The organism is Clostridium ragsdalei P11 (genome assembly GCF_001675165.1).
GTDB classification, from domain to species: domain Bacteria; phylum Bacillota; class Clostridia; order Clostridiales; family Clostridiaceae; genus Clostridium_B; species Clostridium_B ragsdalei.
This window is the reverse complement of the sequence record NZ_LROS01000006.1, coordinates 42,426-67,993: the sequence shown is the minus strand read 5'-3', so window position 1 is coordinate 67,993 and position 25,568 is coordinate 42,426. Positions and strand designations below refer to the sequence as shown.

Below are 25,568 nucleotides of genomic sequence, written 5' to 3'. Positions count from 1 at the left end.
TATAGGGATTCCTATTCAAACTTGCTATTATGTGATTTGATATAAGATAACTTTTAATCTAGAAAGCATGTATAAAAATATATTATAGTTGATTCTATAACTATTTGTAAATCAAATAAGAGGACAGAGTTAAATGTGATATTATAAAATTAAATGTTATAATATCTAGAGTTAAGGGGGAATATGTAGTGGCAGATTATAGAGAACTATGGAGTAAATTAGGAATAGATTTAGAAAAACATGATAAATTATGTGCAGTACTTCCAGAATTATACGGTGGCGTTTATTTAACCCAAAAAAATAGACCAGAGGGAATGAATTATTTTAATCTTGTAGTAGCTGAAGTTCATGGATTAAGGATACAGGAACTGGATGACTATAAAGCACAAGGTGGAAAAGTAGTAGGAACGTTTTGTGTGTTTGTTCCTGATGAAGTTATACTTGCAGCAAAAGCAATAGGGGTAGGTCTTTGCTCAGGATCCCAATTTTGGGTTGAAGATGGTGAAAAGGTTTTACCAAGGAACCTATGCCCTTTAATTAAGGCACTTATGGGTGCAAAAGTTGGAGGAACGTGTCCATATTTTCAATCCTGTGATATGCTGATTGGAGAAACAACCTGTGATGGAAAGAAGAAAGCCTGGGAAATATTAAATGACTATGTTCCAGTTCATGTTATGGAATTACCACAGATGAAAAGAGAAAAAAATTGTAAGGCTTGGGAAGAAGAAATAAAGGAATTTATAAGCAAGATGGAAGAACTTACGGAAAATAAGGTAACTGTAGAAAGTTTAAGACAGGGCATAAAGACTGCAAATGCGAAGAGAAGGGCACTTAAAAGATTATATAATTTGAGAAAATATAAGCCGTCTCCAATAAGTGGATTAGATGTTTTATTGATATCGCAAATTGCTTTCTATGATGATCCAGATAGATTTGTAGAAAAATTAAACGAACTATGCGATGAATTGGATGAAAGAGTTAAAAAAGGTGTAGATGAGGGTAAAAAAAGGATTATGATAACAGGAACCCCAATGGCACTGCCTAACTGGAAACTTCATTCTATTATAGAAGGATTAAATGCACAGGTAGTAGTTGAAGAAACATGTACAGGAACTAGGTACTTTGAAAATGAAGTTTGTGAAGAGGGGGAAACTATAGACGATTTAGTAAAAAATTTGGCTGACAGATATATGAAGATAAACTGTGCCTGCTTTACTCCAAATACAGGAAGAATTGATGATATAATAAAATATGTAGATGAATATCATGTAGATGGTGTAATTGATTTTAATCTTTCATTTTGCCATACTTATGCAGTAGAACATAAGGATGTAGAAAAAGTGTTAAAAGAAAAAGATATACCTTTAATTCAGATAGAAACGGATTATTCTACAGAGGATTCAGGACAGATAAAAACAAGAGTAGAGGCATTTTTAGAGATGATATAATGTAGGAGATTTATAGTATGGACAATAAAAGATACTATATACTTTTTCCATCTCATACTGAAGGGATGAAGATGGAAAAGTTATTAAAAGGGAGTAAATTAGAATATACAATTGTGCCTACACCTAGGGAAATTTCATCCTGCTGTGGCATATCTATAATGTATAGCAAGAAGGATGAAGAAGAAATAAAGCTGATGGCACAACAGCATAATGTAAAAACCTTAGGTTTTCACTGTGTAGATAAAAAAATTGTGAATCCCTACTTATAAATAACTCAACTTTTTTAGTTAATAATTAAGAGTGAATAATGAATAGTTATTGTGGATTTTTTTCGTTACACTACAAAAAATCTTTAATTAAATCTTTGGTAGCTCGTTTCGCTAAAGCGAAACATGGCTGGTTTATGACTGGTTCTTATAAATTAAAAGATTTTTTGCTATAGCTAAAAATCATCATTCACTATTAACTTTTCATTATTAATTATTAACTTATCTTAATATAAAAGGTGGAATTTTGTGATTTACGTAGGTATAGACATAGGTTCTACTGCTTCAAAAGTTTGTATATATGACAGTGGAATTAGGGAAACATTTGCACTTCCAACAGGTTGGAGTAGTGTAAAAACTGCTGGTGTTATAAAAGATAGACTAAAAAAAATAGGATTAGGGAAAGATAATTGTAAAATAGTAGCTACGGGGTATGGAAGAGTATCTGTTCCCTATGCTGATAAAACTATAACTGAAATTACTTGTCATGGAAAAGGCGCTTACTACCTTTTAAAAGATGACTGTACAGTAATCGATATAGGTGGTCAAGACACCAAGATAATTACCATAAAAGGTGGTAGAGTTACTAATTTTACTATGAATGACAAATGTGCAGCAGGTACAGGAAGATTCCTAGAGCTAATGGCTGGCACTTTAGGGTTCACCATAGATGAACTGTGTGAAAAAGCTAAAAGTGGAAATGGAGTTACTATAAGTTCTATGTGTACTGTATTTGCTGAATCTGAAATAACAAGTTTAATTGGAAATGGTACCATGAGAGAAGATATAGCTTTTGGAGTAGTTGATTCTATTACAAGTAAAGTAAAATCTTTATGTCAAAAGCATGGAGAAGAATTTAATTATTTTTTAACTGGTGGTTTAAGTCAAAATAAGTATATAATAAACACCCTTTCTAAAAAATTAAGATCACCTGTTAAAAGCAATAAATTTGGAAGATATGCAGGTGCTATTGGAGCAGCTCTTTCAGCTTCAAAACTAAAATAACATGTTGACTTTGATTTGAAACTGTGATATCCTAAACACAGTAAAAATTAAACAGTAAAAGACCTTTAAAACTAGTCCTGTGAGACTGGGAAGGCATATTGTAGAATATAAAATTATTATATTGTGGTATAATAATGCCTTCCGTAAAGGAAGGCATTTTTTTACACCTTTAAATTTAGCACGGAGAGGCTGAGAAGGAGGAATTATTAATGTTAAAAGGAAGACATCTAATAGATATAATGGATTTTTCAATAGAAGAATTAGATGAGATATTCAAACTTGCAAATGAAATAATCTCAAAAGAGAAGGATTTTTCAAAGGTATGTGATGGAAAGCTTCTAGCAACTTTATTTTATGAACCAAGTACTAGAACTAGACTTAGTTTTGAATCTGCTATGATTAGGTTAGGTGGCAAGGTAGTAGGTTTTTCAGAACCTAATTCAAGTTCTGTTTCAAAAGGTGAAAGTATAGCAGACACAATAAGGGTAATTGGATGTTATGCAGATATTATAGCTATGAGGCATCCTAAAGAAGGTGCACCTAAGATAGCATCTATGTATTCTACAGTACCTGTTATAAATGCAGGAGACGGTGGTCACCAACACCCAACACAAACACTTACAGATCTTTTAACCATTAAATCTATAAAAGGAACATTATCCAATCTAAAAATAGGCTGCTGCGGTGACTTGAAGTTTGGAAGAACAGTACACTCACTCATAAACGCTATGTCTAGATATGAAAACAATAGTTTTACTCTTATATCCCCGGAAGAATTGAAAGTACCTGATTACGTAAAAAAGGAATTAAATAAAAAAGGTGTTAACTACAGTGAAACTAAAAATTTGGAAGATGCTATAGGTTCTCTTGACATACTTTATATGACCAGAGTACAGAAAGAAAGATTTTTTAATGAAGAAGATTATATAAGACTTAAAGATATATATATATTAAGCAAAGATAAAATGTCTAAAGCGGGCAAAGATATGATAGTACTTCACCCACTTCCAAGAGTAAATGAAATTCCATATGAAATAGACAGTGATCCAAGAGCTTGTTACTTTAAACAAGTTAAATATGGTATGTACGTGAGAATGGCATTAATGCTGAAATTACTTGGAATTAGGTAGGGGAGGAAGATAAATATGCTTACAATAAATAGTGTAAAAAACGGTATTGTAATTGACCATATAAGAGCAGGGTACGGAATGAAAATATTTAATTACCTGGAATTAAACAAGGCAAAGTATTCTGTGGCACTTATAATGAATGCGGTAAGTGAAAAGTTAGGAAGAAAAGATATAATCAAAATAGAAAATAATTTGGAACTGGATTTTACAGTGCTTGGATTTATAGATCCTAACATTACAATTGATATAATAAAAGACGAAAAAATATATAAAAAGATAAAATTGAAACTTCCAGATAAAATTGAAAATATAATAGAATGCAAAAACCCAAGATGCGTTACTTCTGTAGAAAAAAATATACCTCATATTTTTAACCTGGTGGACGAAAAAACAGGGTCCTATAGATGTGAATATTGTGACCAGATATATGAGAATTTATCGAAATATCTTTAAAACAAAGGAAAATTATATTTAAAGAGGGGGCTCTTTATGATTATAGATAAATTGTACGATGATGTTTTAAAAAAGGGAAATGTATGTGTGGGACTAGATACTGCCTTAGAATATATACCAAAACATGTGCTAAGTTCACATGAAAATATAGAAGATGCTGTATTTGAATTTAATAAAACTATAATAGACAGTACTTGTGATGTAGCTGCTTGTTATAAAGTACAAATTGCATACTATGAAGCCTTGGGTATGGAAGGACTCAGGGCCTATAGTAAAACCTTGAAGTATATAAGAAATAAGAAGGTTTTAACGATTGCAGATATTAAAAGAGGAGATATAGCAAAAACAGCAGAAATGTATGCAAAGGCACATTTTAAAGGCGAATTTGAAAGTGATTTCATAACTTTAAATCCTTATATGGGATTTGATACATTAGAGCCTTATTTACCTTACATTAAGAATGACAATAAGGGAATGTTTGTGCTTATACGTACGTCAAATAGAGGAGCAGAAGATATTCAATATATAGATACTAAAGAAGATAAAAAACTGTACAATGTAGTAGGAGAAAAAGTAAATTTTCTTGGAAAGAAATATTTAGGAGGCTGCGGCTATAGTTCCATAGGTGGGGTAATAGGGTGTACTCATCAGGAAGAGGGAGTACAGCTTAGGAGGAATCTAGACAGTGTATTTTTCTTAATACCTGGATATGGAGCCCAAGGGGGAACAGCACAAGACATTGCTGCTTATCTTAAAGAGGGCAATGGCGGTGTAGTGAATTCTTCAAGAGGAATACTTCTAGCATATAGAAAAAGAGAAAACGGTGAAAAGAATTATGGAGAATGTGCTAGAGAAGAATGTATTAGAATTAGAGATGATATATTTAAGGTATTTTCAAAGAAATAACCAGTCAGTATGCTAGTCTATTTTTTATCATACTGCGTCGGTAGAACCCTTAGATAGGATTCACTATCTGCGGAACCTGCCTCCTTGTCTGATAAACAAAGTTCTTAGCACCTGATGCTTAGAAATTGTTATCCATGGACATAGCCGCTCTTTACTCACACTTGGAAAAGAGTGAGTATTAGGGCGGGTTAGTCATCGGATAAAAAATATCCGTCGCATCTTTAACTTGTTATTTTCTTTCAAATGCCTTAAGGTATCAAAAAATATTTAGAAATGGAGAAGAAATGTATTGAAAAATGAGTTAAGCTATACCACTGAAAAAGTATATAAAAATGAAAAAACAGCTGAAGGTATTTATAAGCTTGAAATTCAGGGGAAATTTAAGGGCAAACCAGGTCAGTTTTATATGCTGAGATGTTGGAAATTAGAACCGCTGCTTTCAAGGCCTATAAGCGTACATTATTTAGATACAAATAAAATAGTTTTCTTATATCAAGTAGTAGGGCAAGGTACTGAAAAGTTAAGCAAATTGAAAACTGGCGATGAAATAAAACTTTTAGGGCCTTTGGGAAATGGATTTGATATAGAGAATTTGAAAACAAAAACTGCTATTATTGCAGGAGGTATAGGAATTGCCCCAATGTTTTATCTTGCTCAAAGCATAAGAAAACAACATGAGAATTGTAAATTAGATCTTTATGCTGGTTTTAGAGATAGTGTATATTCTATAGATAAATTTAAACCTTTTGTAGATGATATACACATTTCTACAGAAACGGGAACCCAGGGTACAAAGGGCTATGTAACTGATGAATTTAGGCCTGAACTCTATGATACTGTATTATGCTGTGGACCGGAAGTCATGATGAAAAAAGTAATAAGTATGTGTAGAAAAAAGCAGGTAACCGTATATGTTTCAATGGAAAATCGTATGGCCTGTGGAGTGGGAGCATGTCTTGTATGTACTTGTAGTACTATTAAAGGTAATAAACGAGCATGTAAAGATGGACCAGTTTTCTTAGGAAGCGATATAGTACTGTGACGCTTAAGGTATTTTTAAAGAAATAACTAGTCAGTATGCTGGACTATTTTCTTTCAAATGCCTAAATATAGAAGGGGAAAGGAAGTTTAACCAATTGATAGATATATGCGGTGTGAATTTTAAAAATCCTGTAATCGGAGCATCTGGAACCTTTGGATTTGGTGAAGAATATAATCAAATTTATGATGTATCAAAATTGGGAGGAATATGTTCTAAGGGTCTTACATTAAAAAGAAAAGAAGGAAATGATGGCATAAGAAGCTATGAAACTAAAGCAGGTATATTAAATAGCGTGGGACTTCAAAATCCAGGAGTAGAACATTTTATAAATTTTGAACTTCCTAAAATGAAAAAATTTGATACAGTTGTTATAGCTAACATAGGCGGAAGTACTATAGATGATTATGTTGAATCCGTGGAGAAGCTAAGTAGCTCGGATGTAGACATTATAGAACTGAACATATCTTGCCCTAATGTAAAAAGTGGGGGTATGGCTTTTGGAATAAAATCAAAGGTAGCTTATGAAATAGTAAGTGCTGTAAGGAAAGTCTGCAAAAAACCACTTATGGTGAAATTATCTCCTAATGCTGAAGATATCGTAGATATGGCATATAAGTGCTGCGAAGCAGGAGCGGATAGCTTATCCCTTGTAAATACATTTAAGGCTATGGCTGTAGATATTAAAAACAGGAAGGCAGTATTTAATAATATAACTGCCGGATTGTCGGGTCCGGCAATAAAGCCCATTGCATTAAGAATGGTATATGAAGTTTCAAAAGCTGTAAAAGTTCCTGTAGTTGGAATAGGTGGAATAGTAAGCTTTCAAGATGCAATAGAATTTATAATGGCAGGAGCTTATGCAATTCAGGTAGGCACTGCAAACTTTATAAAACCAGATATATGTTTGGATATAATAGATGGTATAGAGAAATATATGAAAGATGAAAATATAAAAGATTTAAGTGAAATAAGAGGAATAATTTAGGAGGACAGTTATGGATAATTTAGTTATAAATACATTGAAAGAAGTAGGAGCACTTTTGGAAGGACATTTTTTACTTTCTTCAGGAAAACACAGTGATAGGTATTGTCAGTGTGCAAAACTTTTACAATATCCTGACAAGGCAAAAGATGTAATAGCAGTTATTGCAGACAAATTAGAGAATGTTGACTATGATAAAATAGTTGGACCTGCAATGGGGGGGATATTAGTTTCCTATGAACTTGCAAGGCAAACGGGCAAACCAGGAATATTTGCTGAAAGGCAAAATGGAAATATGACTATAAGAAGGGGATTTGAAATAAAAGAAGGAGAAAAAATTATAATTTCCGAAGATGTGGTAACTACAGGGAAATCCTCTGTAGAGGTTGCTAAGGTAATTCAGGAATTAGGTGGAGAGGTTGTAGGCATATGCTGCATAGTAGACAGAAGAGCAGAAGGTGTCAAAATAGAATATCCAATTTATAGTGCTGTAAAACTTGATATAAACACTTATGATAAGGAAAATTGTCCTATGTGTAAGCAAGGACAAGAATATGTAAAGCCTGGAAGTAGAGTATTCAAATAAGGGGAAAGAATCAATGTACAATGAACGATGCACAATTAAATTCTTAGATTTTAGATTTTTCATAACACTCACGGAGAAAAATCCACAGAAATTGTGAATTGTGAACTGTGAATTGATTACTTAAAAATAAGCCTATTTCTATAGCACATTAACTGTGTTTTTAGGAATAGGCTTATTTAAGTAAATAGCTTAAATTTGCCTTTCACAATTTTATGGAGTTTTACAAAAAATTATTACTATTTATAAGATTTTTGAGGTATAATAAGTAATGAATTCCTACAATATTATTTATTATATACATGAAGGGTTATAATGATTTTTCATTGCGTATAATTTTATATAATGGATAATCCTTTGGGAATATTAATCAGGGAATCACCACTTTTTATAATGGGTGATTTAACTTCCCATAGTTATTAATACTAAGTATAGGAGGAGTTTTTTAGTGGGTAAACCAAGTATTTTTAGCAAAGAATATGAAAAGAAAATGCAGCGGCATAAGAGAAATAAAGTTATACTTATTGTGGCATGTCTGATGGTAGCAGTGTTAGTTGTAGTTTACATAAGGGGAGCATTTAGGGATGTAGTAAAGGAAACAAGTAAGGTAAAGAACAATATTGTTTCTGAAAACAAACAGACAAAGAATAATACGGATAGTCAAAAATCATCTCAACCAAATACTCAAACTAAGTCTAAGGATGCAGCAAGTCAGAATTCATATAAAATAAAATTGAGTAGTGGAAAAGATGTAAGTTTAATATATCAAGTTAAGGGTAATGACAAAGTATTTAAGGCAGATAGCAGCGGTACATATGATGTAAGCCCATCAGGTAAGAATGCACTTTTGTTTGATGATAAATCTCAGAGTATATTGTTAGTGGATGCAAATGGGAATAAACAGGATATAACAAATCCACAGTATGTATCTACTACAGGAACTGTAATAGCAAAAGATTTTCAATTAACTAATAATCCAGGATATGTATGGTGTTCTTCACCTAAATTTATAGACGACAATAATATTGCCTATGTAAGCCAACTTCCATGGATTGGGAAAACTGCAAAATACGTGTGGATAGAAAGCTTGCAGAATAAGAATCATGTTATGGTTCAGAATATAGAAGGTGAAGATATAAAGTTTCAGGGAATAAATGAAAAGGGACTTACGGCCATTGTAGATGGTAAAACTGTTTACTTAACGGCATCAGGTTCCGTTACCCAGTAGAAGGTGCAGCCTTCTACTGGTTATTTTTACGATAGAAGTATATGATAACTTTGGAGGAATTATGGATATAGGATTGTCATCAGCTAGCTTTTACCCAAATGTAAATACGGAAAATAGTATAGCTTTGATGAAAAATTTAGGATTTAATTTAGGAGAAATATTTTTAAATAGTATCAGTGAATATAGTGAAAATTTTGGAGATATACTTTTGGAACAGAAATTAAAGAACAATTTTACTATAAATTCTGTTCATGCCTTTTCTTCTTCTTTTGAACCTAATTTATTTGATGAATATAAGAGGAGAAGGAATGACGCATTTTTACAGTTTAAACAAGTATGTAAACTAGCCAGAAAAGTTGGAGCTAAGTGCTACACGTTTCATGGAATGAAGCATAAAAAACTCTATAATGTAATTAACTATGATCTGGTTTTTGATGTTTATGATAAATTATTATATACAGCAGGAGAAGAAGGCATAAAACTGTGCCAGGAAAATGTATTTTGGTGTATGTCAGGAAATATTGATTTTTTATATACACTTAGAGAAAAATATGAGGATTCCCTATATTTTACACTGGACATAAAGCAAGCCTATAGAGCTGGAAGGTTACCTGAAGAATATATAGATATTATGTCAGGAGCTATAGAAAATTTACATATAAACGATAGAAATTCAACAAGTTCATGTTTGCTTCCAGGTAAAGGTGATACAAATTATAAGAAGTTATTTTGTAAGCTGCGAGAAGCAAATTATAATAAGGTTGGTATAATTGAAGTGTACAGTGACAATTATAAAGACTATGATGAATTAAAAGTTTCTAAGGATTATATTGAAAAGTGCTTGTAAAAATTAAAAAAAACTATAAAGTTTGAGATTTTTGGTATATAATTATAATACTAAATTTAATTCCTAATAATAAGAAAAATATACAATAAAACCATAAATTTAACTTTTACAATATAATTATTGTGTGTACACCAAAATATTAGTTGAATTTTATGGTGCAATTATATAAAATATCAATATTAAGTTTTACAATTTAAGCAGTAAAGAAAGGCAATGCTCACATCATATAGGAATGTTTATAAATATATGGTATAATAGCATAGTTGATATAAGCATGTATAGTAATTAGTAGGAGGAATTTTATAAATGAATGTTAAGAAGGAAAAGATAGAAGAAAATGTTGTAAAATTGGAAATAACTGTAGAAGCAGAGAAGTTTAATGAATCTATGAAAAAAGCATTTGCTAAAAATGCAAAAAAGTTCAATATACCTGGCTTTAGAAAAGGTAAAGCCCCTATGAATATAATAAAGAAGTACTATGGTGAAGGCGTATTTTATGAAGATGCAATAAATTTCTGCTGTGATGATACATATCCACAAGCTATTAAGGAAAATGATATAAAACCAGTAGATTATCCTGAAATTGATATAGTACAAATAGGAGAAGGAAAAGAATTCATATATACTGCAAAAATAGTTGTATTTCCTGAAGTTAAACTTGGAGAGTATAAGGACTTAGAAGTTAAGAAAAATACATATGACGTAAAAGACGAAGAAGTAGAAGCAGAATTAAAGACAATGCAGCAAAAGAATGCAAGAATAGAAACCAAAGAAAGTGGAAGTATAGAAAAGGGAAATATAGCAGTAATAGATTTTGATGGATTTGTAGATGACAAAGAGTTTGAAGGTGGAGCAGGAAAGGATTATCAGTTAGAAATCGGATCCGGTACTTTCATAGATAATTTTGAAGATCAGTTAATTGGACTTAATGCTGGTGATTCAAAAGATGTTCATGTTACATTTCCTAAAGAATATGGAAGAGAAGAGCTAAATGGTAAAGAAGCTGTATTTAAAGTTACTGTTAAAGAAATAAAGATTAAAGAACTACCTGAATTAGATGATGAATTTGCTAAAGATATATCAGAATTTGATACTTTGGATAAAGTTAAAGAAGATATAAAGAATAAGAAAAAAGAAGCAAATGAACTTAGAACTAAAAGAGAATTTGAAGAAGCAGTTTTAGATAAAGTTTGCTCAAATGCAGAAATCAACATACCAGAAGTTATGATAAAAAAAGAAGTAGATACTATGCTTAAAGATTTAGAATTAAGATTAAAATATCAGGGATTAGACCTTAAGACATATTATCAATATACAAATAATACTGAAGAAAAAGTAAGAGAATATATGAAAGAATCAGCAGAAAAAAGAGTAAGAACAGATTTAGTAATTGGTGAAATAGCAAAAGTAGAAAAGATAGAAGCAACTGATGACGAACTTATGGAAAGAGCAAAAGAAATGGCTGCACAATATGGTAATAAAGAAGCAGAAAAAACTGCAAAACTAATTTTTAATAATCAAAAATCATATTTAGAGACAGATGTGGTTAATGAAAAAGTTGTAAAAATGTTAGTAGATAGTAATAAAGCAACAGCATAGATTATATTTAAATTAATTGCCAGGAGCTTTTCTGGCAATTAATTTAAAATAAAAAAGTTCAAAGGATTCATCCTTATAGATTGATATAAATTAATTTTAATATATATTAATTGCCTTAAATGGTTATATAAGAGGAGGAGAGTTTATGAGTTTAGTACCAGTAGTTGTAGAACAAACAAGTAGAGGGGAAAGGTCTTACGATATTTATTCTAGGCTTTTAAAAGATAGAATAGTAATGCTTAGTGAAGAGGTTAATGATGTTTCAGCTAGTCTGGTAGTAGCACAGCTGTTATTCCTAGAAGCTGAAGACCCTGACAAAGATATATATCTTTATATAAACAGTCCAGGTGGATCAATAACCTCAGGAATGGCAATTTATGATACGATGCAGTATATAAAGTCAGATGTGTCCACTATATGCATAGGTATGGGAGCTTCCATGGGGGCATTTTTGCTTACGGCTGGTGCAAAGGGAAAGAGATTTGCACTTCCAAATGCAGAGATAATGATACATCAACCACTTGGAGGATTCCAAGGTCAGGCAACTGATATTGGAATTCATGCAAAAAGAATATTAGATATAAAGAAAAAGTTAAATACTATAATAAGTGAAAGAACAGGGCAGCCCCTTGAAAAAGTTGAAAAAGACACTGAGAGAGATAACTTTATGACAGCAGAAGAAGCAAAAGAATACGGATTGATAGATGAAGTTATTACCAAAAAGAAATAACCTTTAGTGAGGTGTGGAAATGGCCAAAAATGATGATAAAAAACAACTTAAATGCTCATTCTGCGGTAAAACACAAGATCAAGTTAGAAGATTAATTGCAGGACCAGGTGTATATATCTGTGATGAATGTATAGAATTATGTTCTGAAATAATAAGTGATGAATTTGAAGAAGATGTTCAAATAGATATGACTTCTATACCTAAACCTGTAGAAATAAAAAATTACCTTGATCAATATGTAATAGGTCAGGAAGATGCAAAAAAATCACTGTCTGTAGCAGTGTATAATCATTATAAGAGAATAAATTCAAATAATCAAAATGATGATGTAGAACTTCAAAAAAGTAATATATTATTACTTGGTCCTACAGGATCAGGAAAAACATTGTTAGCTCAAACTTTAGCAAAATTTTTAAATGTACCTTTTGCTATTGCAGATGCTACTACTTTAACAGAAGCTGGCTATGTAGGTGAAGATGTAGAAAATATATTGTTAAAGCTTATACAAAATGCAGACTACGATATAGAAAGAGCTGAACATGGAATAGTATATATAGATGAGATAGATAAAATAGCAAGAAAATCAGAAAACCCATCTATAACTAGGGATGTTTCAGGAGAAGGTGTACAGCAGGCACTGTTAAAGATATTAGAAGGTACAGTAGCTTCAGTGCCACCTCAGGGTGGTAGAAAACATCCGCATCAAGAATTTATTCAAATAAATACTACAAATATATTATTTATATGCGGTGGAGCTTTTGATGGTATAGACAATATAATAGAACGTAGGACTAGAGTAAGCACTTTAGGCTTTGGTGCAGAAATACAATCTAAAAAGGAAAAGGACATAGGAAAACTTTTAAAAGATATAATGCCTGGAGATCTTCTAAAGTTTGGACTTATACCAGAATTTGTAGGTAGAATTCCTATTATAGTAACTTTGGAGGCATTAGACAGGAGTGCTCTTGTAAGAATATTAAAAGAACCTAAAAATGCACTGATTAAACAATATAAAAAGCTCTTTGAATTTGATGATGTAGAACTTGAATTTAAAGAAGATGCACTGGAAGCTATATCAGATGAAGCATTAAAGAGAAATACAGGAGCTAGAGGTCTTAGAGCTATTATAGAGGAAACTATGAAGGATGTAATGTTTGATATACCTTCAAAAGAGGAAATAGCTAAAGTAATAATTGATAAGAATGCAGTGGAGACAAAGAAGCCAGAACTTATAGAGGCAGAGGATGGAAAGAGGACGCCTATTAAATTAAAAAAGTCAAGAACACGAAAAGGCCCTGAAACTGCATAGGTTATTAAAAAGAGAGTACTGGTTTCGGTACTCTCTTTTAAGCAATAGTTAAGTATATAAAATGCTGATATATGAATTTAAACTATTTAAAGTGAGGAGAGAAAGATGGATAAAAACTTAAAAGTTCTTCCTCTAATTCCATTGAGGGGTATTACTGTATTTCCATACATGGTTTTACATTTTGATGTAGGTAGGAAAAAGTCAATACTTGCACTAGAAGAAGCTATGCTTGCAGATCAAAAAATATTTTTAACCGCTCAAAAAGAAGCTAAAATTGAAGAACCAGAAGAAGAAGATATATTTCAAACAGGTACTATTTGTAATATAAAACAAATATTAAAACTACCAGGAGATACAGTTAGAGTACTTGTAGAAGGTGAAACAAGGGCAGTATTAAAAGAGTTTATAAGTAAAGATCCCTTTTTTAAAGTAGAAGTGGAGATTTTGGAAGATGAAGAAGAAGATGACGACAATAAAAATTGTGAAGCCTTAGCCCGTACTATTAAAGATAAATTTGATGAATACATAAAATTATCTGGAAATATACCAGTAGAAACTATAATAACCTTAGATGAATTAAATAATTGGGGAAGATTAGCTGATACTGTAAGTTCATATTTAATGCTAAAACAAGAAAAGAGACAGGAAATTCTGGAATGCTATGACATAGAAGAAAGGCTTAAAAAACTTTTAGGTGTACTTGTAAATGAAATAGAAATTTTAAAGTTAGAAAGAAAAATAGGAGTAAAAGTAAAAAATAAGATAGATAAAGTTCAAAAGGAATATTATTTAAAGGAACAACTAAAGGCAATACAAGAAGAACTTGGGGAAGATGACGAAGATAAAAAAGAAATGAAAAGGTATAAAAACAAAATAAGTAAAGCAAAGCTTCCTAAAGATGTTAAAGATAAGGCATTGTATGAATTAGATAGATTAAAAAATACAGGAACCTATTCTGCAGAAGGGGGAGTAATAAGAACTTATTTGGATTGGATACTTGATTTACCTTGGAATGCCCAGACTAAGGATAATTTAGAGATAAAATCTGTTAGAGAAATACTTGAAAAAGAGCATTATGGATTAAAGGATGTTAAAGATAGAATAATTGAATATCTAGCAGCTAAAAAAATGAGTAAATCACTTAAAGGTCCAATACTATGCCTTGTAGGACCTCCTGGAGTTGGAAAAACTTCTATTGCAAAGTCTATAGCTCATGCTTTAAATAGAAATTTTGTAAGGATGTCCCTTGGAGGAGTAAGGGATGAAGCTGAGATAAGAGGACATAGGAAAACCTATGTAGGGGCTATTCCAGGAAGAATAATATATGGAATGAAACAGGCCAAATCTAAAAATCCACTATTTTTATTGGATGAAATAGATAAGATGAGCGGGGACTTTAGAGGAGATCCTGCAGATGCTCTTCTGGAAGTATTGGATAGTGAGCAAAACAGTACATTTAGAGATCATTACCTTGAGTTAGATTTTGATTTGTCAAATGTAATGTTTATAACTACTGCCAATACACTTGAAACTGTTCCAAGGCCACTTTTTGATAGAATGGAAGTAATAGAGATATCTGGGTATACTAGTGAAGAAAAACTCCATATATGTAAAGAACATCTTATACCTAAAGAGCTAGAACAAAATGGATTAGTGGATAATAAAATTATTTTTTCGGATTCAGCTATATACAAGTTAATAGACAATTACACTAGAGAATCAGGCGTTAGGAGTCTTGAGAGGAGAGTTGCATCCATTATAAGAAAAGCAATAGCAGAGATTATGGAAAAGGGCAAAAAAAATATAAATGTTACTGTAACTAAAGTAAAATCTTACCTTGGACCTGAAATATTTACTTATGATAAGGTAGATAAGGAAGATAAAGTGGGAGTAGTTACGGGAATGGCATGGACAGGATACGGAGGAGATACTCTTCCTGTAGAAGTAAGCGTAATGCCTGGAAATGGTAAGTTGCAATTAACAGGCCAACTTGGTGATGTGATGAAAGAGTCAGCTAAAACTGGGTACAGTTATATAAGAGCCAATTCCCATAAATATGGAATAGAAAGTGGATTTTATAAAAACTATGATTTGCATATACATGTTCCAGAAGGTGCAGTACCAAAAGATGGACCTTCTGCAGGAGTTACTATGGTTACTGCAATGATATCTGCACTTAACAAAAATAAGGTAAAACACAATGTAGCTATGACTGGAGAGATAACATTAACGGGAAGGGTTCTTCCTATAGGTGGGTTAAAAGAAAAGAGTCTTGCAGCGTATAGGGCAGGTATAGATACGGTTATAATACCTATGGAAAATGAAAAAGACCTTTTGAAAATTCCAAAGACAGTTAAAAGCAAATTGAAATATATACTTGCAGATAATATAGATACTGTACTTGAAAATGCAATCTTAAGAGATAATTAAGCGGGGTATATTTATGGAAATAAAACAGTCAGAATTTATAATTTCAGCAGTAAGTCCTAGGCAATATCCTGTGGATAACAGAGTGGAAGTAGCTTTCGTGGGCAGATCTAATGTAGGAAAGTCTTCTCTTATAAATGCTTTAACAAATAGAAGAAAATTAGTTAAGGTCAGTGCTACACCTGGAAAAACTAGGTTAATAAATTTTTTCCTAATAAATAATGACTTTTATCTCGTGGATTTGCCTGGATATGGTTATGCAAAAGTTTCCAAGAAAGAAAAGGAAAGTTGGGGCAAGGTAATAGAAAAGTATTTAAATGCTAGACAGCAATTAAAAAAGATAGTACTTATTTTAGATTGCAGGCATAAACCAACAGCTGATGACATAACTATGTATAAGTGGATTAAGCACTACAACTATGATATTGCTATTGTAGCTACTAAAATTGATAAAGTGTCCAAGAATCAACTGTCTAAGAATTTAAAAATTATAAGAGATACTTTAGAAATTAATGGGAAAGATGAGATTTTAACTTTTTCTGCATTAAACAAGCAAGGAAAAGAGAAAATTTTAGAGGTTTTGGAGTCTACAATAAATTCCTACTAAATGGTAAAATATTAGTGCAGGATTCATAGGATAAAATTTAAATTGATGCAGGCAAATAATAGCAAGGAGAAATTAGTCATGTTTAAATTGGATATTATAAAGGATGTCCTTGTATTTTCAATTGTATATGTACCACCATTTTTAGTGTTTTCAAAGTTTTGGAGAGATAAAAAGAAGAGTAATTTACTATTAGTGTTAATTGGAATAGCCTATGTAATTACCTGTATATTTACGGAAAACTTTATGCCTTTCATATTTGTACTTTTAAACATAAGATATTTAAGACATAGGGATGGACCATATGAATTTGATATAAGAAGATTTAAATTTTTTAAAGCTTTAGCAGCAGTGGTGGTATTTTATTTGATAACTATAGGTATATCTATAACTGAAACTATTATACTTTCTAATTTTAGAGTTGAATTAAAACAGCAGGATATAGTTACACATATGGCTAATATGTCCTTAAATAAATTTTTGATAATGATACCTGTAGTTATAATATTTGCACCTATACTTGAGGAATTTGTATTTAGATGGCTCTTATTTAAAAAAATATTTACTAAAAGAATGGGAGTATATCTGGCTGCAATTTTGAGCAGTTCAATATTTGCAGTAATTCATTTTAGTTTAAATGCATTCCCTATAATATTATGGATTGGCATTTATAATTGCTATTTAATAAATAAAAAGGGATACTGGTATGCAGTGTTCAATCATTGTGCATTTAATTCAGTAACAGTGGCAGCACTTTTATTGCAAAAACTTAATATGATGTAATAATATAAACAGGGAGTGTTCAAAGCAATTTAGAAAATTGCTATTGTAACACTCCCTTTTTGAAGGAGATAATTAAAAAATGTAATTTAATTATTTTTTATTATTATTGGAATTCATAAAACTATTTAATATTTTAGCTGCATCTGGAGAATTTTTAAGTTGTCTTACTGCATCTAATATCTCACTTTTTCCACTGCTATTGTCTTCCGTTTGAGATAATCTCTTTTCCAATTCTGCAAGTTGAGAGTTTATATTGGACTGATTAAACTCAGGCACATTATTTTTCTTGGAAATATCCCCTAAATTTAGATTACTCAACATTGCACCCAATTGGTCATTGGAAGAGTTCCTGGAGTTACCACCTAGGGCAGATATTATTGAGACAAGTTGAGTTATATCTATATTATTTAGAATATCACCTAAATTGAAACCAGTATTGTAATTTTTGCGATGGTGTTTTGACATCATATTCACCCCTTATTTTTAAGTAAATAGATTTGTATTTATTTAAATTAAACATAATTAATTTATAATATATATTATTCATAGGTAAAAAAATTGATACTAAAATTAAAGCTTATACCTAAAATTCTAGATTAAACCAGAACAAGTTTAATTTAGAATAAAGTTTTACTAAAAAGTTTATAAAAAGTAACGATATAAATTATTATAAACACTAAATATATTGGGGGTAAGGACTATGTCTAAAATTTCTAATTTATTAGAAATTATAATAATGCTGCAATATAAAGGTTTAACTACTGCATCAGAATTATCTGAGATTTTGGAAGTGGATAAGAAAACTATATATAGATATATAAGAAATTTGAATGAAGCAAGTGTACCTATATATACAAGAAAAGGAAGAAATGGCGGATTTTATATAGACCAAAATTTTTATATAAAACCTTCCAACTTAAGTGAAAATGAACTGGAAGCTCTTCTTATGGCGGAGGAAATACTTACATCAAAAAATGGTTTTGTGTATGAAAAGGATTTAAAAAATGCTATTTTTAAAGTAAAAAGCGTAAATGTAAATAAAAATGAGGATTTAAGTAAAATAAATAGTAATAAGAATTTCTCAATAAATTATGTGGGAAATATGGAAAATCTAGAAGATAAGATATCTAAGATAAATTATTCTATGAGCAGGGGGAGAAGTTTAAGCATAAATTATTTTTCAGTAAATAAAAATAATTTAACTATGAGAAAAATAGATCCTTACGATTTGATATTTAAAGAAGGAAATTGGTATATAATAGGATATTGCCACATGAAAGGTGATATACGTAGTTTTAAACTAAATAGAGTAAAAAATTTAAAAATTAGTAAAGATATATATATGAGACCTCACACATTTTCACTAAAAGAATATTTGGACAAGAACTGGGGTATATTTATGGGAGATAAAATAAAGGTAGTAATAAAGTTTAGCGAGAAGGAAGCTGCATTTATAAAAGATACTACATGGCATATACATCAGCATATACACCAGCTTGAAGGGGGAAAAATACTTTTTACCATATACTTGAATGAATTGGAGGATATTAAAAAATGGGTACTGAGCTTTGGGGAAGATGCGGAAGTAATTGAACCTATAGAGCTTAGAAAAGATATAAAGAGAGAATTAGAAGAATTGTATAAAAGATATTAAAAATTTTAATTTTTATGAATAATTTGTTTAGAATGGGACATTATAATAAATGTAATTAGGAGATTTAAATCTCCTAGCATCAAGTAATAAAAATGTTATTTGATGTAATAACCCCCCATCCCCCTTGGGACCGCGTGAACGGTCCCTTTTTTATTTAGATCTATACATAGATGCAATTTTAAAATGATATTTTTTTTCACTACTTTTATCTGGTATGAGAGCTAAATTTAGTGTATAGTTTTTTACTATGTTGGTATCTGTGTTAGAGATAGCTCTAAAATTTAATGCCCAGGATAACTCAGAAGTATTTCCATTTGCATCACATTTATTTTCCATGAACAGTGCATCCTGAAATACATAGGAATTGTTTTCACCGGACATGTTACCTATTAGAGACATATTTTCACTGGATATATTAGAATAAAATATATCTTTAGGTTTGTAGGATTCACTTTGAGGAAGTCCCTGGATTAATTTAATAAATGTGCATATAGTATCCTTTCCCATAAAAGTATTGTCATTCTCATAATTATAATTTTTAAATTTATAGTTTAAAAAAATGTAATTTGAAAGTGTCATGTTGTCTCCTTGGAATTTACCAGATATTACTTTTGGCGTCTTGTTGTTTTTACAGTCTATAAATCCTAATATGTTGTTATAATTTGAAAATATATTATCAAATTTATTATTATTGAATGTAAAAACACGTTGAACTGGTTTATTTGCAATGGAACCTTGTACAAATATTTCAGGAATCTTATTCCTGGATACATCCATAAGAATTACTCTAATGGGCCAATAAGGAGAATAACTTTCAATTATAGGGGAATTTCTATCTGTTTGAAAATTAAAGGACTTATCTCCAATTATTACTTTCATTGAATATTTATTTTCATTACGCACAATAGATAATATATCTTCTTTTCCATCACCATTAAAATCTGCTTTTATCTTTTTATTATTTGAAATAGTGTTAAATGAAGGAGAAGAGCTTCTAGATACCATAAAAATTATGACTGCTAATATAAATATCAATAATAATATAAAAAAGTAGATGTATTTTTTCTTTAGAAATATTATCCTGAATTTCATAAATTTCACCTCCACTTAATTATATGAATGTATTATATATTTAATTATTATGTACAAAATAAATTTATAGAAAAAGGGCTTAAATTATATTTAAAGGAGATGATAGAATTTATGCTCAAAAATAAGATAATTACATTTTTATTAATGATAATATTGTTATTTAATTTATCTGCATGTGGGAAAAATACAGAGACACTCAAAAAAAACAGACAGATAAATATATATGTAGGTGTAAAGGACAAAGAATCTTTAAATATAATAAAATTTTTAACAGACGAATATAAAAAGAAAAATCCTAAGGCAAAGGTAAACATAAATAATGCTATAGGAGAAAAAGTGGATGAAAATGTAAGTGAATCCAGTGATATAGATATTGTAATTGCTTCAAGAAATGACATGCTAAAGTTAGTCAGAAAAGGACTTTTGGCGGATATGGGAAATATGTATGAACAAAATAAATTAACTGATAAATATTATACTTCAGTAAAATCTTACGGTAGGTTTAATGATAGATATTATGGAATTGCTGTAATGCCTTATACTATAGAGATACTCTGCAATAAAAGTGCCTTCGATAAGTTAGGCCTAAAAGTGCCAAATAATATAGATGAATTTAATGCTTCTTTAAAGATAATGAACTCTACATCAATGAGAGTACCTGTAGTTCTTAATGAAGGAATGGATATTAATAATACTTTATTTTCTATAATATCAAGCAATATGATTACTATGAAGAAACTTGAAAATATATATGACAGCGGACCTTCTGCATACAAAAAGTTAACTGAGGTTCAAAAAAGTTTCGATTTGTTAAATGATCTTGTAAAAAATGGATCTATAAGCAAAGATACTTTTGAAATAGGAAATGAATCAAGTTTAAAAAAGTTTGATAAAGGAGACATTCCAGTAATAATAGCATCTTCATATTATGTGAACAATTTAAAAAGCAAAAATATAAAATGCTTTGAGTATTATAGTCCAAATTCTAAAAGTCAGTTAAAAGTTCCAATTATGGCAGATGCCATAATGAGTGTTCTTATAAGTAGTAAGAACACAGAAGAGACAAACGAATTTATAAAGTTTGCATTTGGAAAAGATGTTCAAAAAAAGTTAAGTGGCAAAGGTTTTGTAACAGGATTTAAAAATTCAGACATTTCAAAAGATGGTATAAAAAAGTGTGTAATAACTCACTTAGAAAACAGCACGGAAGACAATATAGCATTTATATATAATGTACCAGAAAGTTTTAAAAATAATATATCAAGCAAGGTTGACAGTATACTATCTGGAAAATACACTAAAAATGAATGGAATGAGGTAGTAGATGAGTCCTCTTAAAAATAGGCAGTTACCTTAATTATGAAAGATAACTGCCTTAGATTTTTGCTGCTTACGAGCATTATTCTTTAGAATTTTTTTGGCAGTCTTTACATATGCCGTAAAAATAAACCTGATTACTCAATACTTCGTAGTCAACACAATCTTTAATTTTATCATTTAAATTAGAAAAACAAATTCCTTCTACGTCATCTACTTTCTCACAAACTATGCACTGTATATGAGAATGAGGATGAACATTTCCATCATATCTAAAGTTACCTTCTCCTATATTGATTTCCTGTACTAACTTTACGTCAACTAAAGTTTTTAAAGCTTTATAAACAGTTGCTAGGCTCATAGTAGGATATTCTAGCTGAAGGGCTTTATATATGGTTTCAGCTGAAGGATGCTTCTTAGTAGATTGTAAATATTTGTATACAGCAATACGCTGAGGGGTTAGTTTTAGCTTTTTTTCTCTAAAAATAGAAGTTAAATTATCCATATACACCATCCTTATTTTATAATCTATTCTACTATATAATAAAAGTTATTAGTTGTCAAAATTAAATTTATAGTAATTACTGTTATAAGTGTTATATACTTATATTTATTAAGATAACATGTATATACTTGTTAATAAATATACAATACGTAATTGTAATAAAATCATCATAAATTAATAAAAAGTTATAAAATATATATTTCTTATTATAAAAAGTCTTGATTATTAAGAAAATTGTGGTATTATTAACTTGTAAAAGTTAATAAATTAACATACTTTATACCTAATTCTCATTTAAAATAAGAGAGGAGATTTTCCCTCTTATTTTTTTACGTTTATACTGAAATTTGTATATTTTATTTAGATATTATATAATAACTAAGGTAAGTTAGCATGCATTGCTGGCTTTATGCAGGAGGATAAAACTCATGAATATTTATTTTGTAAGACATGGACAAACAAATGAAAATAATAATAAATATTATTATGGAAGACTTGACGTATCTTTAAATGAAAAGGGTTTAAGTCAGGCGGAACAGACAAAAAAACTTTTAAGTAATATAGACTTTGATGATGTTTATGTAAGTGACAGAAAGCGAGCATCTCAGACAGCTAAGATAATTTTAGAAGGTAATTCTAAGAAAATTGTTATAGATGAAAGATTAAATGAGATGAACCTTGGAAAGTTTGAAGGTAAAAATTACAAAGAAATAATGAAACTTTATCCTGAAGAATGGAAAAAGTGGAGTGATGATTGGAAAAGTGTGTCACCACCTGAAGGAGAAAGTTACGTTGAATTTTATTCTAGAGTAAAAAGCTTTATGGATGATATTTTAAAGTTAAACAAAGATAACGTTTTAATAGTTACTCACAGCGGTGTTATAAGATCAGTTTATTGTTATGTTTTAGATGGTATACTAGATTTTTTCTGGAAATTTGCTTCAAAAAATGGAGACGTTACTCTAGTTAAGTATGAATATAGTAATTTATTTATAGATAGTATTACCCACGTTAATACATAATATTGATTACAATTTTATTCAAATATACTATAGATTATACTAGGAGGAATTACTTTGAAGAATTTAATAAATGATTTTTTTTTAATGGTTCAATTTATGACTAGAATTCCAATTAATAAAAGCTTCTCTTGTGAACAAGAAAATTTTAGGAGAGGCACCGTCTTTATGCCAGTCATAGGACTATTGGTAGGGGGGATTCAATGGATAGTGTACAAACTATGTATAATGGTACTCCCTATAAGTGTAAGTGTAGCTATCATACTTTTACTTGGTATAATGCTTACAGGTGCATTGCATTTAGATGGACTAGGAGATATGAGTGATGGATTTTTTGCTTTTAAAGGTAATGACAAAATTATAGAGATAATGAAAGACAGCAGAATAGGAAGTTATGCTTGTGCTACTATAGTTATGGATATAATATTAAAATACAGTCTTCTTTGTTCTATAGTGCCTAGGTTTTCTTTTATAATAATAGCTGCACCTGTTATAGGTAGATTTTCAATAGTATTTATAGCTTTTATAGGTAAAACAGCTAAGAAAACAGGAACAGGAAACTTCTTTATAGGCAATATAGGAAAGCTTCAGATGTTTTTAGCACTCGTTGTAACTATTGCCATTTTGCTTTGCGGTATGAATCCAAAATATGCTGCTATAATGATACCTTCCGCTTTGATTATGGCACTTTTAATAAATGTATTTTGCAATAAAAAAATCGGAGGCCTTACAGGAGATTTATTTGGGGCAGATAATGAAATGGTAGAAATACTTACTATGATAATAGCTGCTGTTATACTTACTAAGCTATTATAAACAGAGTTATTGGCATGAGATGGAGGATAAAATATGGGAAAGATAACTTTAATAACAGGCGGCAGTAGAAGTGGAAAAAGTACCTTTGCAGAGAAAATTCTTGAAAATGAAGATGACGTACTTTATATAGCAACTGCTGTAGTTACGGACAGTGAAATGAAAAAGAGAATTGAGAAGCATAAACTAAGAAGAAATCAGAAATGGGAAACTTATGAAGGCTTTACTAAGTTAGACAAGGCTATAGAAAAATCAAGCAGTAAATACATAATGTTAGAATGTATAGGAACTATGGTAACTAATATAATTTTTGAAAAAAACTATGACTTTGACAATATTACATCTGAAGACATAGAAAAATTGGAAGAGGATATAATTAAGGAAGTAGACAATATAATATCTTCTATAAAAGATAGTGACAAGCATATTTTAATTGTTACTAATGAAGTGGGATATAGTGTAGTGTCTGAGTATAAGCTAAGTAGAGTATTTGTAGATATTTTAGGAAGGGTTAATCAGTTTATAGCTCGCTTTAGTGATGAAGTATATATGGTAGCTTGTGGTTTGCCTATAAAGCTAAAGTAAATTATTTTTTATTAGAAAGGTTAAATGATATGAAACATAGTAGAAAACTAAATATATTTTTAATTGTCATAATTATAGTTTCTATAATTCCTTTAACTTCTTGTGTAAAAGACAATGTGCAACCTGTTTCAAAAACTGAATATATGCTTGGTACTATATGTACTATAACTGTATATGACAATAAGCCTGAATCAGTTATAGATAAGGCTTTTGTTAAAATTAAAGAAATTGAAAATAAGATGAGTGTAAATAAACCTGGCACAGAATTGGATGCAGTGGCAGATGCTGCAGGCAAGAATTTTGTCAAAGTATCCAAGGATACATTTTATGTTTTAAAAAAGGGAAAATACTATTCAGAGCAGTCATCAGGGGCTTTTGACATAACAGTTGGACCTTTAGTTAAACTATGGGGAATAGGAACAGATAATGCCAGACTTCCTTCTCAAAGCGAAATAGATGAAAAGAAATCACTTATCAATTATAAAGATCTACTATTAGATGAAAAGGATAGTAAGGTAATGCTAAAAAGACAGGGTATGTCTTTGGACCTAGGCGGAATTGCAAAGGGATATTCTGCAGATGAGGCTGCGAGAATATTAAAAGAAAATGGAGTTAAACACGCCATTGTGAACCTGGGAGGAAATATTTTAGCTATAAATACTAATACTAACGGAAAACCATGGAATATAGGAGTACAAGACCCTTTTAAAACAAGAGGAGATCCTGCTGGGGGCTTAAATGTTACAAATAAAACTGTAGTAACTTCAGGCATATATGAAAGGTACTTCGAAAAAAATGGAAAAAAATATCATCATATATTAAATCCCTTTACAGGGTATCCTATGGATAATAATTTAGCTAGTGTTACTTTGGTCACAGATATTTCCATAGATGCTGATGCCATGACTAAAAATATATTTTATCTAGGAGTGGATAAGGGAATGGACTATGTAAACAAAAAAAATGGATTACAGGCCATATTTATTACAAAGGATAAAAAAGTTTATATTACAGATGGATTAAAAGGTAAATTTGAAATTACTAATTCGAATTTTAAGCTTATGAATAAAAAATAATTTTATCTGATAAATAGGATGAAAAGGGTAGAAGTAGAATATATAATTGCTGCACATTATAATATGCGATTATTTGTGAGATGGCAAATAATAAATAGCAAGGAATTATATATAAAACTTGATATATGACAAGTTTAGTAGTATTATGATGGTGACAATATCTAT

26 protein-coding genes are annotated in these 25,568 nt (G+C 30.3%); 23 read left to right on the top strand and 3 right to left on the bottom strand.

Going from position 1 to position 25,568, the window contains the following annotated elements:
* Window positions 1-188 precede the first annotated feature (188 nt).
* The 17 genes from CLRAG_RS03085 (at window position 189) to CLRAG_RS03005 (ending at window position 17,342) form a co-directional block, all read left to right on the top strand.
* Window positions 189-1,448 carry a double-cubane-cluster-containing anaerobic reductase gene (locus CLRAG_RS03085; protein ID WP_065077025.1) on the top strand — a complete coding sequence of 420 codons (1,260 nt, stop codon included), beginning with the start codon at window positions 189-191 and terminating at the stop codon, window positions 1,446-1,448.
* Between the two features lie 17 nt (window positions 1,449-1,465).
* A complete protein-coding gene (locus CLRAG_RS03080; RefSeq protein ID WP_065077024.1) occupies window positions 1,466-1,717 on the top strand; it encodes a putative Se/S carrier protein in 252 nt (83 codons plus the stop codon).
* Between the two features lie 246 nt (window positions 1,718-1,963).
* The gene (locus tag CLRAG_RS03075; protein WP_065077023.1) at window positions 1,964-2,719 is read left to right on the top strand and encodes an acyl-CoA dehydratase activase; all 756 of its coding nucleotides are present in this window, start codon (window positions 1,964-1,966) and stop codon (window positions 2,717-2,719) included.
* Window positions 2,720-2,928: 209 nt separating this feature from the next.
* Window positions 2,929-3,849 carry an aspartate carbamoyltransferase gene (gene pyrB, locus CLRAG_RS03070; protein WP_063556176.1) on the top strand — a complete coding sequence of 307 codons (921 nt, stop codon included), beginning with the start codon at window positions 2,929-2,931 and terminating at the stop codon, window positions 3,847-3,849.
* A gap of 15 nt (window positions 3,850-3,864) precedes the next feature.
* Window positions 3,865-4,302, top strand: coding sequence for an aspartate carbamoyltransferase regulatory subunit (locus CLRAG_RS03065; RefSeq protein WP_063556175.1), 438 nt, complete (start codon window positions 3,865-3,867; stop codon window positions 4,300-4,302).
* 36 nt (window positions 4,303-4,338) lie between these two features.
* Complete coding sequence (gene pyrF, locus CLRAG_RS03060; RefSeq protein WP_065077022.1) at window positions 4,339-5,208, top strand: orotidine-5'-phosphate decarboxylase; 870 nt, start codon at window positions 4,339-4,341, stop codon at window positions 5,206-5,208.
* 289 nt (window positions 5,209-5,497) lie between these two features.
* Window positions 5,498-6,250 carry a dihydroorotate dehydrogenase electron transfer subunit gene (locus tag CLRAG_RS03055; RefSeq protein ID WP_065077021.1) on the top strand — a complete coding sequence of 251 codons (753 nt, stop codon included), beginning with the start codon at window positions 5,498-5,500 and terminating at the stop codon, window positions 6,248-6,250.
* Between the two features lie 94 nt (window positions 6,251-6,344).
* The gene (locus CLRAG_RS03050; protein ID WP_065077020.1) at window positions 6,345-7,235 is read left to right on the top strand and encodes a dihydroorotate dehydrogenase; all 891 of its coding nucleotides are present in this window, start codon (window positions 6,345-6,347) and stop codon (window positions 7,233-7,235) included.
* A 10-nt stretch (window positions 7,236-7,245) separates the two neighbouring features.
* A complete protein-coding gene (pyrE, locus tag CLRAG_RS03045) occupies window positions 7,246-7,818 on the top strand; it encodes an orotate phosphoribosyltransferase (RefSeq protein WP_065077019.1) in 573 nt (190 codons plus the stop codon).
* A gap of 445 nt (window positions 7,819-8,263) precedes the next feature.
* A complete protein-coding gene (locus tag CLRAG_RS03040) occupies window positions 8,264-9,043 on the top strand; it encodes a hypothetical protein (RefSeq protein ID WP_083985521.1) in 780 nt (259 codons plus the stop codon).
* Window positions 9,044-9,104: 61 nt separating this feature from the next.
* Window positions 9,105-9,890: a sugar phosphate isomerase/epimerase family protein gene (locus CLRAG_RS03035; RefSeq protein WP_065077018.1), complete on the top strand. Its 786-nt coding sequence runs from the start codon at window positions 9,105-9,107 to the stop codon at window positions 9,888-9,890.
* Between the two features lie 306 nt (window positions 9,891-10,196).
* Window positions 10,197-11,489: a trigger factor gene (gene tig / locus CLRAG_RS03030; protein WP_065077017.1), complete on the top strand. Its 1,293-nt coding sequence runs from the start codon at window positions 10,197-10,199 to the stop codon at window positions 11,487-11,489.
* 145 nt (window positions 11,490-11,634) lie between these two features.
* Entirely contained in the window at window positions 11,635-12,219 is a 585-nt protein-coding gene (clpP, locus tag CLRAG_RS03025) for an ATP-dependent Clp endopeptidase proteolytic subunit ClpP (protein ID WP_013240188.1), read from the top strand.
* A 19-nt stretch (window positions 12,220-12,238) separates the two neighbouring features.
* Window positions 12,239-13,528: an ATP-dependent Clp protease ATP-binding subunit ClpX gene (gene clpX, locus CLRAG_RS03020; protein ID WP_065077016.1), complete on the top strand. Its 1,290-nt coding sequence runs from the start codon at window positions 12,239-12,241 to the stop codon at window positions 13,526-13,528.
* A 105-nt stretch (window positions 13,529-13,633) separates the two neighbouring features.
* The gene (gene lon, locus CLRAG_RS03015) at window positions 13,634-15,958 is read left to right on the top strand and encodes an endopeptidase La (protein ID WP_065077015.1); all 2,325 of its coding nucleotides are present in this window, start codon (window positions 13,634-13,636) and stop codon (window positions 15,956-15,958) included.
* Between the two features lie 13 nt (window positions 15,959-15,971).
* Entirely contained in the window at window positions 15,972-16,562 is a 591-nt protein-coding gene (yihA, locus tag CLRAG_RS03010; protein ID WP_065077014.1) for a ribosome biogenesis GTP-binding protein YihA/YsxC, read from the top strand.
* A gap of 78 nt (window positions 16,563-16,640) precedes the next feature.
* Window positions 16,641-17,342: a CPBP family intramembrane glutamic endopeptidase gene (locus CLRAG_RS03005; protein WP_065077013.1), complete on the top strand. Its 702-nt coding sequence runs from the start codon at window positions 16,641-16,643 to the stop codon at window positions 17,340-17,342.
* A gap of 90 nt (window positions 17,343-17,432) precedes the next feature.
* Here CLRAG_RS03005 and CLRAG_RS03000 read toward each other — a convergent pair whose 3' ends face one another.
* A complete protein-coding gene (locus CLRAG_RS03000) occupies window positions 17,433-17,807 on the bottom strand; it encodes a hypothetical protein (protein WP_065077012.1) in 375 nt (124 codons plus the stop codon).
* Between the two features lie 235 nt (window positions 17,808-18,042).
* On the opposite strand from CLRAG_RS03000, the gene CLRAG_RS02995 reads away from it, so the two are divergent.
* Window positions 18,043-18,996 carry a helix-turn-helix transcriptional regulator gene (locus tag CLRAG_RS02995; RefSeq protein ID WP_065077011.1) on the top strand — a complete coding sequence of 318 codons (954 nt, stop codon included), beginning with the start codon at window positions 18,043-18,045 and terminating at the stop codon, window positions 18,994-18,996.
* 150 nt (window positions 18,997-19,146) lie between these two features.
* Here CLRAG_RS02995 and CLRAG_RS02990 read toward each other — a convergent pair whose 3' ends face one another.
* Window positions 19,147-20,088: an FG-GAP repeat domain-containing protein gene (locus tag CLRAG_RS02990; RefSeq protein WP_065077010.1), complete on the bottom strand. Its 942-nt coding sequence runs from the start codon at window positions 20,086-20,088 to the stop codon at window positions 19,147-19,149.
* A 111-nt stretch (window positions 20,089-20,199) separates the two neighbouring features.
* Here CLRAG_RS02990 and CLRAG_RS02985 point away from each other — a divergent pair, with 111 nt between their 5' ends.
* Window positions 20,200-21,426 carry an ABC transporter substrate-binding protein gene (locus CLRAG_RS02985; RefSeq protein ID WP_065077009.1) on the top strand — a complete coding sequence of 409 codons (1,227 nt, stop codon included), beginning with the start codon at window positions 20,200-20,202 and terminating at the stop codon, window positions 21,424-21,426.
* A 61-nt stretch (window positions 21,427-21,487) separates the two neighbouring features.
* Here the strand turns inward: CLRAG_RS02985 and perR are convergent, their stop codons facing one another.
* Window positions 21,488-21,910 (bottom strand): transcriptional regulator PerR, encoded by a 423-nt coding sequence (gene perR / locus CLRAG_RS02980; RefSeq protein WP_065077008.1) that lies wholly within the window; start codon window positions 21,908-21,910, stop codon window positions 21,488-21,490.
* A gap of 428 nt (window positions 21,911-22,338) precedes the next feature.
* Between perR and cobC the strand changes: the two genes are divergently transcribed.
* The 4 genes from cobC to CLRAG_RS02960 are packed head-to-tail and all read left to right on the top strand — an operon-like array spanning window position 22,339 to window position 25,403.
* The gene (gene cobC, locus CLRAG_RS02975) at window positions 22,339-22,932 is read left to right on the top strand and encodes an alpha-ribazole phosphatase (RefSeq protein WP_065077007.1); all 594 of its coding nucleotides are present in this window, start codon (window positions 22,339-22,341) and stop codon (window positions 22,930-22,932) included.
* Between the two features lie 54 nt (window positions 22,933-22,986).
* Window positions 22,987-23,745 (top strand): adenosylcobinamide-GDP ribazoletransferase, encoded by a 759-nt coding sequence (cobS, locus tag CLRAG_RS02970; RefSeq protein WP_065077006.1) that lies wholly within the window; start codon window positions 22,987-22,989, stop codon window positions 23,743-23,745.
* A 33-nt stretch (window positions 23,746-23,778) separates the two neighbouring features.
* Entirely contained in the window at window positions 23,779-24,327 is a 549-nt protein-coding gene (gene cobU, locus CLRAG_RS02965) for a bifunctional adenosylcobinamide kinase/adenosylcobinamide-phosphate guanylyltransferase (RefSeq protein WP_065077005.1), read from the top strand.
* Window positions 24,328-24,356: 29 nt separating this feature from the next.
* Window positions 24,357-25,403 carry an FAD:protein FMN transferase gene (locus CLRAG_RS02960; RefSeq protein ID WP_065077060.1) on the top strand — a complete coding sequence of 349 codons (1,047 nt, stop codon included), beginning with the start codon at window positions 24,357-24,359 and terminating at the stop codon, window positions 25,401-25,403.
* The last annotated feature ends 165 nt before the right edge of the window (window positions 25,404-25,568 follow it).